Here is a 13,630-nt window from a genome sequence, read left to right as displayed (position 1 = left end):
TCACTTAATCCAGCCTAATGGCTCTACTAACTGAGCTGTACCATATAAAACCTCTTGGCCATTAGCATCTAACCGTGTTTGTTGGCCATCAATCATAAGAACCGTGTTGTCGTCGCCCCAATTAGAACCGTTGTGAATGAGTTGGGTGTACGCAAAGTTGATAAACACCTGATTGTTTCGCACCACAAAGTAGAGGAGCGCTTTGACGCCTTTGCTGTTATTGCTCGGCGCGGTATGGCTAATCGTAGTGTGGGTGATACTAGATGAGGGGCCTAGAGGCATGCAGGTAATGGCATAATCAATCGCTTTATTATGCGCCGTTGTAGATGTGCCCACTGAATTCGTCAGCGAATACAGTAAGTAGCGCCCAGAATGAGAGTCATTAGAGGAATTAGACGATGGCTGAGTATGAATTGGATGCATCTTTGCTACCACATGGTGTGCGGTTGTTTGTAGAAATTATGGGACTGGATGACGCGGTAAAAGCACTAAGCGAAGAGCAGGGCAACTTGTTTTTTATTCCCGACAAGCCAACGCCTAATCACGAATTTTGTAAGCGGTTTAGCGTTGATATTGAAAGGGCACTTAGTCACCATGCTGGCAGTACTTGCCAAACCCCGAAGCTAGACAAGATTTGATTCAGCTGCGGAACATTAAACTAAGAGAGGAATTTAAGCAAGGCGCTTCTATCCAAGATTTGGTTCGACGCTATAAGTTGACCAGACAATTGATCAACTTAATCGTGACCTCCGAAGCCAATGGCGCACCGATAGTAGTTGGCGATGCGCACAAGCAAATGGAGTTGAAGTTGCAGGTTTGTGCTCAGCCTTCGTTGTTAGGTGCGGGGGCTGTTTTCTTTGATTCTTACTTGAATGAGTTTTCATCTGACAGTCGCCGAAGTGCCAGAAATCGGACAATGGTAACGCTACTTGCGCGAAGCGTCCAAGTGAGTAGACGAACGAAATTGAGCAACTTGTTATACATATTTTTGAACAAGAGCCTTTAATTCGTCTTTTTCGGCTTCACTTTCAAATGAATTTGCCGGAATAATTAGGGCCATCAATTTATCAACAAAGATGTATAGGTCACCTTTATTTTCTTCAATTGCCTCAACTGCATCCCACTTATAGAAGCAACTACCTAGATGGTGTATTTCATTTATGCCACCTGATTGGAACTCTATTGTTTTTTCACCAATCATTACGCCATTTTCATTTGGGATTGAGAGTTTTTTTATTTTATTAATGTTGTAGAGAAACACAACAAGGAATATTGAAAATGGAATCGCTGTGATCAATGCAGATTGCCAATGAAAATCAGAAAAGCTAACTGACTTGATTTGGAAAACTGCTAAAAAAATTACAGTCAAAAGAAACCAAATAATCATATTTCTGAGAAAGCCAGAGCTTTTTTGATTTTTAGGAGTGCAAAGCCTCTTTACAACAAAGTCTGAGTAACCTAAGTAATCTTGCTTTGTAATAGTTACAGTTTTAATCATTAGCAGAGAATATCCATATATGTATATCGCTTTAATAATAGGCATAAAATTATAGGCTACACTGCCGCCTTGCGGCAAGCCTATTATTTTATGCCTCAATTAACTTGTTATTTGCATTTACTCTGAATTTTAGTTTGCAATGGAGTTGACCAGACAAATGATCAACTTAATAGTAACCTCTGAAGCCAATGGCGCACCGATTTTAGTACGCGATGCGCAGAAGCAAATGGAGTTGAAGTTGTAGGTTTGCGATGGTGTTGGGGCTGGTTTCTTTCATTCTTGAAAGATGAAGGACAGCTGTGTGCCTGAAGCGGTCGCTCTTAACGCATTGCTAAGCGGCGTAAAATTGCTGGCTATAGTTGGCTAAAATTTGTGAGGCATGAACAAAGCCAACTGTTAGGCGTCCGACTTGATTGACTTGTTAGCTGTACCTTTCACAAATTTCGATACTTGTAAAAAGGTACCACATATTGTCTTTATCGTAATCAGCATTTCTACTTAATTCATCAAATGGATCTAGAGAAAGATAGATTTGTTCACCAAGATTAATTATTTTTACTTGAGAAATATCCATGGTGCCAAAGTCGTCATATATATTGAACTCAAGTAGGCCATTTAATCTATAAGTTTCTTCGAGACCGTTTCGTTCTCTTACTGTGATCATTGCCGAATGCAATGCTCCATCCCAATCATATTTAATTGAGATTTCAGTAATGATTTTGTCTCTGAAGTTCGATGAATTAACCATGTTTCCCTGTACAGCTAACGGGCAATAATACTGCGGTAAAGTGCGAAGCACCGCAGTGTTATTGCACCAGCGAACGAAGTGAGCGAGTTTAGCGCCTTGTTATGTTCACTCACTTCAAAAGAGAACCTTCTGAATGAAGTTGAAACTATCATTTTCAACAACTATCAATTTCGAATTTAAGAAAACGTTTGGCTGAATAGTTTAGCCATATTCTGTTTTTGGTAGTCTTCCATTGACGCATAGAACCCCAAACTTCCTAGTACGACAACTACGGCTGCGTATGCCACTATTTTTTTAGTTTTTGCTTTCATAATACTTCCTTTATTTGATTATACGGTGGACATAACAATTTAATATCGACCCTATGGGTCGTTTATCTGATTGGTCCAGTTTTAACATAAATAATAACATGTTGCTATATATCACCATTTTATGGTCATGGTGTTTTACTAAATATATAAAACGACCCATTTGGTCGTTTCCATGACTACAGGGGGAGCTGGAAAGCAACGTTCTCAAAAAACGAGGGTTGCGGCTGCCAGATTTTTACTTTAGCCTAATATATCGGCTTTACTTCAAAGCACCGTAAAACATTTTACACCTAATTTCCTCCCCCTAATTTTCCAAACTAGCCATGTGATCAACCACATGTGGAAATGGCATGGAAAATCTAAAACAACAACTAATCGGGCATGAAGGATGCGAGCATACAGTTTATGTTTGCCCTGGAGGCTATAAATCGATAGGCGTTTGCAGCAACCTTGATCACCGTAACAAAATAATCATTACAGCCCCAAATTGGTCTTTCTATACTCTCTACTATTTTTTCAAGTTCTTCCTCTGTCATATCTGAATGGATATCTGCAGATGCTCCTATTCCACCTTTAACAGCGTCTGACCCAAATGAAGATATTTTGTAGTCATCAGAAGTGGATTCATAAATGTAGTCTTGATCCCAGACATCAATTGGTATTTCTGAAGCGTACTTTGGCACAAGGTCTTGGAGAGATTTTGGTAGCGAGTTATTTTCAAGCCTGTATAACTTAACCGCCTCAGATAAAATTGTAATATCTAGAGAGGTCTTGTACACAGCTGATGTATGGTAGGCACATCTTCCTGGGTAAATAATCGAAAATAAAAACCAAAAAATAAATATAAAGAATCCTATCAGTAGTACTTTCATGAGTACCTGTTACTCCTAGTTAAAAGCCAACGGTACATTAATTAGGGCCCCCTGAACTGAAAATGAAGTGATTGAACAAAACCAAGTTTTGATTTAGCCTAATGTATCGCCTCAATAATGAAGCCACGTAAAACATTTTACACCTAATTTCCCGACCTTAATTTGCCAAACTAGCCACGTGATCAACCAAATGTAGAAATGGCATGGAAAAACTAAAACAACAGTTCATTGGCCATGAAGGGTATGAACGAAAAGTTTATATGTGCCCTGGTGGTTAATCGATAGGTATACACGTCGTTTACTGGCAGCAAACTCAAAAACTGCGCCTTTGGACTCTTCATTGAATTGCCAAGGCATGCCAGCAACAGCAGGGGGCTTGCCGCCCAAATAGCCAACATGACCTAAAAAGTAGTTACCTGGTTCGCCTTCTAAACGCACGCTGCGGTTTGGGTAGCGCTTTGCTTCGACAGCTTCTGCAAACTCAGTGGCAACATATTCGGCTTTGGCAAACAACTTACCGTCTTCGACTTTTAGGTCACTGACCCAACCCCAAGCAGGGTCATTGGTTTTAGGGTGGCCAATCACCAAAGGGCTAGTCTTAGGTATAAAGTTTGTGACCACAGAGTCTAAATCTGCGGCAGTAAACTCCTGTGTATTGCCATTTGAGTCGGTGTGGGTGCCAGCAGTAAAAATCTCGTACCAGTCAAACTCAGTGTTTTCCATTGTGGGTGCTCATCGTTGAATCAATGAGCTCAGAATAGCGGGGGAGGAGTAGAAAATTAGGCGTAAAAGGTTTTACATATTAGTTGGTTAAAGCTTCTAACTTGTGTAACTATTATGCTTAGCACAAATAAGAATTCAATACGTGATATGAAAATCTACAAATGGACTAACCCCAAAAAAGTCAATCTTCAGCACCCATTTCTTTACCATATTTGTATCAATACTGGACAAGCAGAGTTTAATTACATTGGTAAAGCATCTAAAAAGTCTCGCTTAAATGAGTATCGCAGAAATGTCGCCAAAATCTTAGATGGCAAAGCTAGGCGACCAAAGACAAAACGCAATGGTGAACCTCAATCGCCTAGCAATTTGCGCTATCGATACGTGCACCTAGTGTTAGCCCTAGCACACAAACAAAACTGGGAAATAAAACATTACCCAATTGAAAATGTAGAAAAGGACAACCTAAACGACAGGGAGCAACAAGTGATCAAAGAGCTTAATACAACCTGCAAACATTTTGGTCTTAACGAAAAACAGACTTGGGAAATCGACGAACTGGAAGCCTTATCACATCAACTCCTTCAGGGCCTAAAGTAATTGTGTTGGTAACTTTTACTATGGCTTTAAAGCAGGTTGAGAGCGTTTTAAAAATCACGAAGTTTGTTTAAACAAACAGCAGCCTAACATAAGCCTTATGCTCCTAGAGGCGCTTTATGGTTTTATCAATCACAAAAGTACACATGAAGACAAAATAAGAATGGATGAAAAATGAACTGCTTTTATAAACGGTTAGAAACGTCTCTAGCAGGTATGGATGGCGGAAACATAAACGCAAAACTGTGGTTTTCAGGGTTAGAATGGGCAGGTAAAGATGAAGCTATAACTTTAGAGGTAACTCGTCCAACATATAGTGAGAACACTTTATCAGTACCTTACTTATCTCCAGATTGGAAAAGGAAAAACCCTAACTTTTATAAATGGCAGTTCGACCAAAAAATTGCGAAGATAATTTGTAGAGTCTTAGACTACAAAGGGGCTTACAAAGAATACATGCAAGACCATTATTGTAATAGTAACTCTAATGAGTTTAAGCTGAATTTATTTCCTCTACCCTGCAATGACCTTCAAAGTTGGGACAAAGAGCACATAGCAATTACAAATACCAAAATAAAGTACCATTACCAGACTCATTGCTCGAACAATCGATTTAAGCTTTTTGCTTCACTAGTTAAACAATATAAACCTAGTGTAATCGTATGTTTTGGAACCCGCTTTCTAGAAGAGTACAAGATGGCGTTTTGGGGTAACGGCGAGCCTGAAATGCTCAGTGATGAGCGTTTTAAGTTATCTAAAGGTAAAAACGAAATCTATATCTTTAAAGCTAGGAGGTTACCTACTCTCATAATCTGTCCATTCCTAGGGCGAAACTTAGTTGCAAATATTGAGCTCGAAGAGCTTGGCGATATAATCAAGAGCATTTTATGAACTTCTAACTCCTATTGTAAATACGAACATTCGTTACATTTCACGTTATAATAGAGTATTAAAAATATGTAACTACCCCAGTTTTAGTACAGCTCATTAGTAGAATTATGCTGCCTTAAGATAGCTCATTGTAGTTTGATCTCCTAGTGCATCGTGAGGCCGTTCATAATTATAAATATCTAACCATTCATCTGTAATGTCACGAACTTGCTGAAGTGATTCAAACAGATATAAATCCAATACTTCTTCTCGATAGCTGCGATTAAATCGCTCAACAAAACCGTTCTGATATGGACTACCAGGTTTAATAAACTCAAGTTTTATGCACTTTTCAGCAGCCCAATTTTCCAAAACGCTCGATGTAAATTCAGGACCATTATCCACTCGAATTTGTTTCGGTTTTCCGCGCCATGCAATGACCCGTTCCAACACTCGAATAACGCGTTCAGCCGTGAGGCTTGTATCGACCTCAATCGCTAACGCTTGGCGGTTGTAATCATCCAGTATATTCAGTGTTCTAAAGCGAAGTCCATAGTTGAGCGCATCGCTCATAAAATCCATCGACCACGAGTCATTGTGTTTGCTCGGTGCGCTTAATGGCTCCGGTGTACGTGTTGGTACACGGCGCTTTCCTTTTCGTCTAAGGTTAAGTTTAAGCATGTTATACACTCGCTCAACGCGCTTTTTATTCCATACTTTGCCTTGATGCCTATGTCGTTTAAACAGTTTTGGCATGCCCCACCTAGGGTGCCGCTCAACAAGCGCTAACAAAGCATCAATCACATCATCATCTGATGGTCGCTTACATTTATAGTAATAAACGCTTCGACCTAAACCCGCTACGTCATAAGCAAATGCTACGCTAACCTCAAACCGCGCTCGTAAGTGTTCGACCCAAGCTCTGCGTCTGCTTGTTTTCACAGCTTTTTTGAGATGATTTCCTCGAGCATTGAGTGTTTTAAACTGAGAGTCGCAAACATATCTTTTAGCTTGCGATTTTCATCTTCAAGCTCTTTTAAACGTTTCACATCAGAAGCTTCCATCCCGCCATATTTAGAACGCCACTTATAAAATGTACTTTGACCAACGCCATGTTTACGGCATATTTCCGGTACAGGCACACCTGATTCAGCTTCTTTGATCATGCTGACTATCTGTGTTTCGGTGAACTTACTTTTTCGCATCGTAAAATTTCCTTCTTATATTAAGAGAAATTCTACTTATGAACTGTTTCAGTTTATGGGGGAGTTACACAATGGCTACATCGTAAGGAGACGAATCATGCCTAGAGGTGAATCTATCGTGATCAACCCCGACAGACCGCTATATGAAGAGGCCGAGTACGACAACTTACCGCCAAGTATTAAGCGTATTGGCAAGCTTAGGACTAAATGGGATGAAACAAGAGAAATGCAGGCCGCATCAAATGAGTTCAGCATTGAGCAACTTTTAGAGGAATTAGACGATGGCTGAGGATGAATTGGATGCATCTTTGCTACCACATGGTTTGCGGTTGTTTGTGGAAATTATGGGGCTGGATGACGCAGTAAACGCCTTAAGTGAAGAGCAGGGCAACTTGTTTTTTATTCCCGACAAACCAACGCCTAATCACGAATTTTGTAAGCGGTTTAGCGTGGATATGGCAAGGGCGCTTAGTAATCATGCTGGCAGTACTTACCAAATCCCAAAGCTAGATAAAATAATGATTCAGCTGCGGAACATTAAATTGAGAGAGGAATTTAAGCAGGGCGCTTCAGTCCAAGATTTGGTTCGCCGCTATAAGTTGACCAGACAAATGATCAACTTAATAGTGACCTCCGAAGCCAATGGTGCACCGATATTAGTAGGCGATGCGCATAAGCAAATGGAGTTGAAGTTGTAGGTTTGTGATCAGCCTTCGTTGTTAGGTGTGGGGGCTGGTTTTATTGATTCTTGAATATGGCCTATCAGATCTTATTTTCGCGTAGATAAAAATGTTCGAAAGCAAACTCCCGCTCTAACTCATTTTGGACATAAACGCGTTAGAGATGAAGGGCAGCTGTGTACCAGAAACGGTAGTTATTTACGTCCGCACTTGATGCGATTGTCATGTTTTTTTACACAATAAGGCAACGTCACAATATTTGGAAATACAAACGGGCTTAACAATTTTTACTTTATTTCCATTTACGTGCGTTAGCATTGCCCCTGATGCAAACCCAAAAGTGTAACTTACATCAATTGTAGTTTTAACTTTTGTATCCGTGAGTTCAGATAGCAACTTAGAGGAATCGTCGTCAAATTCGAAGCAAGCTTTACACAGGCCAGGAGCACCGCAACTAAATATAAACTCATTTTTATTTTCGCTTGACCTTTTTAACTGCATTTCTTGCTCAACCTGTTTAGCATTTACAGATAAGCTAACAATCATTGTAGACAAGAAAGCAACCACGGAACTTTTGTTTATCATCCTAGCCCTTAAAAAGCATATAACGCTTGCCTAGCCGGCGCAAAATAGCAGGCTAAAATTAGCGACGAAGGAGCGCAAGCCTGCTGTTTTGCGTCCCTTGGTTTAGGTACTTGTTATGTTCTTATTCTATTTATGTTCACTTAGGAACTTAATTATCTTTTTTGAGTGAACCCATACCGAAGCTGGATCCTGTGGGTTTATTGATGATTTTCCATTGAATTTATCAAAAAACACTATAAACCGTTGACCTTTAGCTGGTAAGTTTTTACTGGCATCTGAGTCATAAATCCGATAAAACTGAATTTTTTCATTTTTTGCCTTCTGTCCTTTGAAAACCAGTTCAATGACTGCCGATATTTCTAGCTTATCTTTAGAATGATAAATACCATTACTTACACTGGGTGTGTAATTAACTCGCTCATATCGAACTAGATAAGCTTCTTCAGCCGCATGAAGCTTCTGATGATAATATTCCGATGGTCCGTTGTTTTCATCTAGCTCACCTGCGTAAGCAAGATTAATAATAACAAGTAGAAAAAACCCTTTTAAATATTTCATCCGAATTCCCGAAGAGCACAACAATTTAATATCGACCCAATTGGTCGTTTTTCTACACTAGCTGGGTCGTTTATCTGATTGGTCCAGTTTTAACATAAATAATAACATGTTGCTACATATCACCATTTCCCAAAGCTAGACAAAATAATGATTCAGCTGCGGAACATTAAATTGAGAGAGGAATTTAAGCAGGGCGCTTCTGTCCAAGATTTGGTTCGCCGCTATAAGTTGACCAGACAAATGATCAACATAATAGTGACCTCCGAAGCGAACGGCGCACCGATATTAGTTGGCGATGCGCATAAGCAAATGGAGTTGACGTTGTAGGTTTGTGATCAGCCTTCGTTGTTAGGTGTGGGGGCTGGTTTCATTGTTATCATACCAATAACCAAATAGCTGAAAATACAGCTACCAATAAGTAAGACTTGAATACTTTGTGAGAATTACACTTTTCCATTACACCCACTATTGCTGCAATACACGATAGAGTAATCAAAGCAAGTGCGAGATGATGTTCAGAATAGGTAGAAGCTGAACGATATTTTTCACCTCCATAATATACCATCGCTTCTGAACCAAAATTATAGTTTTTTAAAACTTCAGGGCTTTGAATTATGGCAATGGCCCAAAATTCTGAAAAGCTAATTACGAATACGATACTTAGCAAAATAATCAGTGGTAGCACGGGGTAGTCGCGGCTTAAGTTGATCACAAGTTTAATCTTCCTTACTGTCGACATATAAAATTTCAAAGTTAATATCTGCATACAGTTCGCCCTTGCGAAAAGTAAACTTCTCAAACCATATCGACTTTATTTCATATTTGTATTGTTTTAAGGCTTTATCTATTAGACGGTACTCTGAAGTAGACCTAATTGCATTTTTGAAGTGTTCTTTTAAGGGGGATAGAGCTGGGTTGTGCAAATTACCTGAGGATTTTAATGCTACTTCTAGTTCACTGGGAATGTGATCTTCATAATACTTAACCACTTCACCAATAAAACTCTCCTCACCGAAACAACACAATAGTCGTACACTATGCAAACCACCTTCACTTTCATTTAAAAGTAGATCATTTAAACTAATCGGGCTGGCAATATAGTGCTGTACATGATATGAGCTAGAGCCCGAACCTATCAGCTTCGATTCCTTAGCACTTAAACTGCATGAAAATAGTAGAAAAAAGCTAACTAATCTAAGCATTTTAAACCTCATTTAAAATATGTCCTTTGTTGGTGTTTTACCGATTTAAAGTACGATAAAGGATTAAAAAAATAAAGACACCTAATTTCCCTGCACAATTCACCGTAACAAGTTAATCATTACAGCCCCAAATTGGTCTGTCTATACTCTCTACTATTTTTTCAAGTTCTTCCTCTGTCATATCTGAATGGATATCTGTAGATGCACCTATTCCACCTTTAACAGCGTCTGACCCAAGTGAAGATATTTTGTAGTCATCAGAAGTGGATTCATAAATGTAGTCTTGATCCCAGACATCAATTGGTATTTCTGAAGCGTACTTTGGCGCAAGGTCTTGGAGAGATTTTGGTAGCGAGTTATTTTCAAGCCTGTATAACTTAACCGCCTCAGATAAAATTGTAATATCTAGAGAGGTCTTGTACACAGCTGATGTATGGTGGGCACACCTTCCTGAGTAAATAATCGAAAATAAAAACCAAAAAATAAATATAAAGAATCCTATCAGTAGTACTTTCATGAGTACCTGTTACTCCTAGTTAAAAGCCAACGGTACATTAATTAGAGCCTCCTGAACTGAAAATGAAGTGATTGAACAAAACTAAGTTTTGATTTAGCCTAATATATCGCTTCGATAATGAAGCACCGTAAAACATTTTACACCTAATTTCCCACTCCTAATTTGCCAGACTAGCCATGTGATTAACCACATGTGGAAATGGCATGGAAAAACTAAAACAACAACTGATTGGCCATGAAGGTTGCGAGCATAAAGTGTATGTTTGCCCTGGTGGCTACCAATCGATAGGCGTTGGCAGGAACCTTGAGCAAAGAGGCCTGACTGACGACGAGATCCAATATTTACTCAACAACGACATCGCTTATTTTACTGACCAAGTTGAAAAGCATATCGATACCTCAAAATGTAACCCCGCCCGCAAAGCCGTACTCATCAATATGGCCTTTAACCTCGGTATTCATGGACTGCTCAACTTCAAGAAGACACTAGCCGCCGTAGAGCGAGGACATTGGGATACCGCTGCAATTGAAATGTTTGATAGCCGCTGGGCTGTGCAAGTTGGTGAACGCGCAGACCAGTTGGCTGAGCAGATGAAGACGGGGGAATGGTATGACGCCTGAACAAGAGAATCAGTTGTTTCAGTCCATAGGTCAAATTCAAGCGACCCAAGCTGCGATTTTAAAAGAAGTGACAGATATCAAAACCGACCTGACAAAGCGCGTCGATAGCATTGAAGTGCGTGTCGAAAAGGTTGAAGAAAAGGTCACACATAACCGAATTAAAATCGCGACTTTGGGTGGTGGCGCGGGACTCATTGTAGCTATGGCTGCTGAAGTGCTAAAACTGGGTGGAGGCGCTTAATGGCACACCCGGAAGATAAAAAGAACGCGGTGCGGCACAGCTATGTGATTGAGCTTTTGGCACTGTCTGTAGCTGCTATTAAACACACAGTCGCAGACAGCACAGCGAGGCGCTGGAAAAGCGAAGCCAAAGCGACCGGCGATGATTGGGATTTAGCCCGGGCAGCCGCACGCAAAGCGACTGGCCCGGCAGGTGAATTTACCCAAGACTTTATAGAAGAATTTACCATACAGACCAATGCGGCCTTTGAGCTCATCAAACAAGACGAAGGGCTATCTATTGATGGTCGTATCAAAGTACTCAATCAACTTAGCGATATGTACACAAAAATCATGAAGCTCAGTGGCGGTAATAAGTCCATTGAAAAGCGTGCCATTGCCGCTGATGTCATGAAAAAACTAGCGGCCTTTGTATCTAAATATCACCCTGACTATGCACCGCAGTTAGTAGAGATTCTAACCGCCTTCGGCCCTCAATTAAGCAGCATGCTGGATGACTAATGGCTGATATCAGTAACAAAGAGTTCTTAGAAGAATTAGAGCAAATCACGTCAGCGCTGAGAATTGATATCGAAGCCAAGCAACGTGATATTGACCCAAGCCCCGAGGCCATATTAGAGCGAAGACAACGCGTATTAGGCGGCGACTTTGAGTTCTTTGTTTATACCTATTTCCCCCATCATATGTGGCTTGATGAAGGACAAAAGCCAAGTGAATTCCAGCAGTATTTTATGGATTGGTTTCCTCAGGCCATTGACCTCGACAACTACTGGAAGCATTGGTTTGTTGCCCCCCGTGGTGAAGGTAAATCCACTCTAGCTGTAAAAATCGCACCGGTATATATCGCGGTTTTGGCACTGCTACAGGATGAAGCCGTATGTGAAGAACTGGGCATGACCAAACCCAATATTTACATCGACTTTGTCATTCTGTTTGGTGCTGAAGCAAAGATGCCCGCCAAGACACTAGAAGTGGTTAAAACTGAGTTATTGAGCAATGGCAACCTGATGTTGGACTTTCCTGAAGTCTGCGCAAAGTCACCACTTTGGAAAATAGGTGAATTTGCGACACCTCAAGGCGTGCGCTTTGAAAGCCGTGGGTCGGAACAATCAGTTCGAGGCGCATTCCACGGTGCAAGCCGTCCAAAGTTACTTTTGTCTGATGACATCATCACCGATAAAGAGGCCAAATCTGCAACCGAAAGGGACAATCGCTGGGCATTTTTAGAAGCTGCCGTGCAATACCTTGGCCCGCCAGGTAAAGGGGTTAAATTCCTTGGCGTAAATACCGTACTTAACAATGATGACCCAATATCAAGAGCTGAGCACGCCGCAGGCCATATCGTGCATCGCTTTAAAGCCATATCACAGCTCCCTGAAAACATGGAGCTATGGGAGCAATGTCGTGAGCTCATGCTGTATAAAGACAAAGAGTTTGAGAAGCAAGCCGCAGGTAAAGGGAGAGCAGTCGCCCTTGAAGATAAACCCAGCTTTAAATTTTGGATTAAGAACAAAAAGCGCATGTCTAAAGGCGCAAAAACCAGCTGGCCAAGCGTGCGTTCTCTCTATGATTTGATGGCGATGCGAGCATCGAACAAACGTGAATTTAACCGCGAGATGCAAGGCATAGCCAAGTCTGACGAAGAGCAGATCTTTTATCGCTTTGAGACTTGGGTTAACCGTTTAAATCTGTGGACACCGTATGGGGCATGTGACCCGAGTATGGGCAAAACAGCCAGCGCCGACCCCAGTGCTTTACTCGTTGGTTTTTGGGCCAAAGAGTTAGGGCAATTGCACCTAGAATATGAAAGCCGAAAAGTTCGCGGCCCAAGCCGCCTGTTGAAAGATTTGATTAAGCTGCAGCTTGAATACAACTGTTTGGTGTGGGGCTTTGAGAACAACAACGCCTTTGATTTTATGCGCCAAACCTACATCAAAGATGCACTAGACGAGGGCGTGGCGCTACCGCTGAGAGGTATCACGGCAACCGTACCACAAGAAGAGCGCATCGAGGGCTTAGAGCCCTTTGTGATCAACGAACCCTCACAGATTCTTTTTCATACCCGTCGAAGTCGATTACTTATGGATGAGTTAGAAAACTGGCCCGAGAAACAAAGCAACCACCATTACGATTTAATGTAACGCGCGTTTCGTATTTGGACAAAAATACATTTGCTTTTAGACATTCCAAAGTGAGTTGAAACCTTTCCGCATTAAATCTTTCATGTTTGCATTGCTTTTAGTATCCAGTTGAGTAGAGTTGTATTGTAAAGCAATACAAGGATATAACGTTGATAGTATCTCTATTCAAAAAATTAAGCGGCGTATTCCAAACAGCACGCACTGATAACTCAACTGTGATTCAAATTGCAGGGGATAATTCGGGTGATATTGTCATCAATGAT

At 40.8% G+C, this 13,630-nt stretch carries 22 protein-coding genes and 1 pseudogene; 11 read left to right on the top strand and 12 right to left on the bottom strand.

The genetic code is table 11. The annotated features are described in order from the left end of the window. Complete coding sequence (locus tag J8M00_RS19315; protein ID WP_211012138.1) at positions 1-336, bottom strand: hypothetical protein; 336 nt, start codon at positions 334-336, stop codon at positions 1-3. Positions 337-398: 62 nt separating this feature from the next. Between J8M00_RS19315 and J8M00_RS19310 the strand changes: the two genes are divergently transcribed. Both J8M00_RS19310 and J8M00_RS19305 read left to right on the top strand, forming a co-directional pair. Next, the gene (locus tag J8M00_RS19310; protein ID WP_211012137.1) at positions 399-638 is read left to right on the top strand and encodes a hypothetical protein; all 240 of its coding nucleotides are present in this window, start codon (positions 399-401) and stop codon (positions 636-638) included. After that, positions 635-1,006 (top strand): hypothetical protein, encoded by a 372-nt coding sequence (locus J8M00_RS19305; protein WP_211012136.1) that lies wholly within the window; start codon positions 635-637, stop codon positions 1,004-1,006. The genes J8M00_RS19310 and J8M00_RS19305 overlap by 4 nt, the downstream gene beginning before the upstream one ends. On the opposite strand, the gene J8M00_RS19300 is transcribed toward J8M00_RS19305, so the two are convergent. The 5 genes from J8M00_RS19300 to J8M00_RS19285 all read right to left on the bottom strand — a co-directional run bounded on the left by J8M00_RS19300 (position 977) and on the right by J8M00_RS19285 (position 4,152). Continuing rightward, the gene (locus J8M00_RS19300; RefSeq protein WP_211012135.1) at positions 977-1,498 is read right to left on the bottom strand and encodes a YcxB family protein; all 522 of its coding nucleotides are present in this window, start codon (positions 1,496-1,498) and stop codon (positions 977-979) included. The two genes, J8M00_RS19305 and J8M00_RS19300, sit on opposite strands and share 30 nt — an antisense overlap. A gap of 421 nt (positions 1,499-1,919) precedes the next feature. Next, the gene (locus J8M00_RS19295; protein ID WP_211012134.1) at positions 1,920-2,246 is read right to left on the bottom strand and encodes a hypothetical protein; all 327 of its coding nucleotides are present in this window, start codon (positions 2,244-2,246) and stop codon (positions 1,920-1,922) included. A 176-nt stretch (positions 2,247-2,422) separates the two neighbouring features. Beyond that, a complete protein-coding gene (locus J8M00_RS28495; protein WP_282099831.1) occupies positions 2,423-2,557 on the bottom strand; it encodes a hypothetical protein in 135 nt (44 codons plus the stop codon). Between the two features lie 371 nt (positions 2,558-2,928). Beyond that, entirely contained in the window at positions 2,929-3,429 is a 501-nt protein-coding gene (locus J8M00_RS19290; protein ID WP_211012133.1) for a type II secretion system protein GspG, read from the bottom strand. Between the two features lie 225 nt (positions 3,430-3,654). After that, positions 3,655-4,152, bottom strand: a complete 498-nt coding sequence (locus tag J8M00_RS19285) for a hypothetical protein (protein WP_211012132.1) — start codon at positions 4,150-4,152, stop codon at positions 3,655-3,657. 147 nt (positions 4,153-4,299) lie between these two features. Between J8M00_RS19285 and J8M00_RS19280 the strand changes: the two genes are divergently transcribed. Together J8M00_RS19280 and J8M00_RS19275 are read left to right on the top strand one after the other, a co-directional pair. Beyond that, entirely contained in the window at positions 4,300-4,752 is a 453-nt protein-coding gene (locus J8M00_RS19280) for a hypothetical protein (RefSeq protein WP_211012131.1), read from the top strand. Between the two features lie 171 nt (positions 4,753-4,923). Continuing rightward, positions 4,924-5,640 (top strand): hypothetical protein, encoded by a 717-nt coding sequence (locus tag J8M00_RS19275; protein ID WP_211012130.1) that lies wholly within the window; start codon positions 4,924-4,926, stop codon positions 5,638-5,640. A 105-nt stretch (positions 5,641-5,745) separates the two neighbouring features. Here J8M00_RS19275 and J8M00_RS19270 read toward each other — a convergent pair. After that, positions 5,746-6,824, bottom strand: a protein-coding gene (locus J8M00_RS19270; protein ID WP_211012129.1) for an IS3 family transposase whose coding sequence is annotated in 2 segments (ribosomal slippage) — positions 5,746-6,572 and positions 6,572-6,824 — 1,080 coding nt in all. Because the reading frame shifts where the segments join, the coding sequence is not laid out codon by codon here. A gap of 97 nt (positions 6,825-6,921) precedes the next feature. Between J8M00_RS19270 and J8M00_RS19265 the strand changes: the two genes are divergently transcribed. Together J8M00_RS19265 and J8M00_RS19260 are read left to right on the top strand one after the other, a co-directional pair. Further along, a complete protein-coding gene (locus J8M00_RS19265) occupies positions 6,922-7,113 on the top strand; it encodes a hypothetical protein (protein WP_211012128.1) in 192 nt (63 codons plus the stop codon). Continuing rightward, positions 7,106-7,522 carry a Mor transcription activator family protein gene (locus J8M00_RS19260; RefSeq protein ID WP_211012127.1) on the top strand — a complete coding sequence of 139 codons (417 nt, stop codon included), beginning with the start codon at positions 7,106-7,108 and terminating at the stop codon, positions 7,520-7,522. The genes J8M00_RS19265 and J8M00_RS19260 overlap by 8 nt, the downstream gene beginning before the upstream one ends. Positions 7,523-7,726: 204 nt before the next feature. Here the strand turns inward: J8M00_RS19260 and J8M00_RS19255 are convergent, their stop codons facing one another. After that, positions 7,727-8,089, bottom strand: a complete 363-nt coding sequence (locus tag J8M00_RS19255; RefSeq protein WP_211012126.1) for a hypothetical protein — start codon at positions 8,087-8,089, stop codon at positions 7,727-7,729. Positions 8,090-8,215: 126 nt separating this feature from the next. Further along, entirely contained in the window at positions 8,216-8,647 is a 432-nt protein-coding gene (locus J8M00_RS19250; RefSeq protein WP_211012125.1) for a hypothetical protein, read from the bottom strand. Positions 8,648-8,782: 135 nt separating this feature from the next. Here J8M00_RS19250 and J8M00_RS19245 point away from each other — a divergent pair. Next, a pseudogene (locus J8M00_RS19245) lies at positions 8,783-8,974 on the top strand (hypothetical protein); the annotation flags it as partial. Between the two features lie 49 nt (positions 8,975-9,023). On the opposite strand, the gene J8M00_RS19240 reads toward J8M00_RS19245, so the two are convergent. The 3 genes from J8M00_RS19240 to J8M00_RS19230 all read right to left on the bottom strand — a co-directional run bounded on the left by J8M00_RS19240 (position 9,024) and on the right by J8M00_RS19230 (position 10,366). Next, complete coding sequence (locus tag J8M00_RS19240) at positions 9,024-9,359, bottom strand: hypothetical protein (RefSeq protein WP_211012123.1); 336 nt, start codon at positions 9,357-9,359, stop codon at positions 9,024-9,026. Between the two features lie 4 nt (positions 9,360-9,363). After that, a complete protein-coding gene (locus J8M00_RS19235; RefSeq protein ID WP_211012122.1) occupies positions 9,364-9,849 on the bottom strand; it encodes a hypothetical protein in 486 nt (161 codons plus the stop codon). Positions 9,850-9,961: 112 nt separating this feature from the next. Next, entirely contained in the window at positions 9,962-10,366 is a 405-nt protein-coding gene (locus J8M00_RS19230) for a type II secretion system protein GspG (protein ID WP_211012121.1), read from the bottom strand. Between the two features lie 203 nt (positions 10,367-10,569). On the opposite strand from J8M00_RS19230, the gene J8M00_RS19225 reads away from it, so the two are divergent. The 4 genes from J8M00_RS19225 to J8M00_RS19210 are packed head-to-tail and all read left to right on the top strand — an operon-like array spanning position 10,570 to position 13,367. Next, the gene (locus tag J8M00_RS19225) at positions 10,570-10,986 is read left to right on the top strand and encodes a glycoside hydrolase family protein (protein WP_211012120.1); all 417 of its coding nucleotides are present in this window, start codon (positions 10,570-10,572) and stop codon (positions 10,984-10,986) included. Beyond that, positions 10,976-11,227, top strand: coding sequence for a hypothetical protein (locus tag J8M00_RS19220; protein WP_211012119.1), 252 nt, complete (start codon positions 10,976-10,978; stop codon positions 11,225-11,227). The genes J8M00_RS19225 and J8M00_RS19220 overlap by 11 nt, the downstream gene beginning before the upstream one ends. After that, complete coding sequence (locus J8M00_RS19215) at positions 11,227-11,727, top strand: DUF1804 family protein (RefSeq protein WP_211012118.1); 501 nt, start codon at positions 11,227-11,229, stop codon at positions 11,725-11,727. Before J8M00_RS19220 ends, J8M00_RS19215 begins: the two co-directional genes overlap by 1 nt. Beyond that, positions 11,727-13,367, top strand: a complete 1,641-nt coding sequence (locus J8M00_RS19210) for a hypothetical protein (protein WP_247687477.1) — start codon at positions 11,727-11,729, stop codon at positions 13,365-13,367. Before J8M00_RS19215 ends, J8M00_RS19210 begins: the two co-directional genes overlap by 1 nt. Positions 13,368-13,630 lie beyond the last annotated feature (263 nt).

Source organism: Pseudoalteromonas luteoviolacea (assembly GCF_018100925.1).
Lineage (GTDB): Bacteria > Pseudomonadota > Gammaproteobacteria > Enterobacterales > Alteromonadaceae > Pseudoalteromonas > Pseudoalteromonas obscura.
Note: the sequence above shows the minus strand (reverse complement) of the source record. Positions and strands in the feature narration are given on the sequence as shown.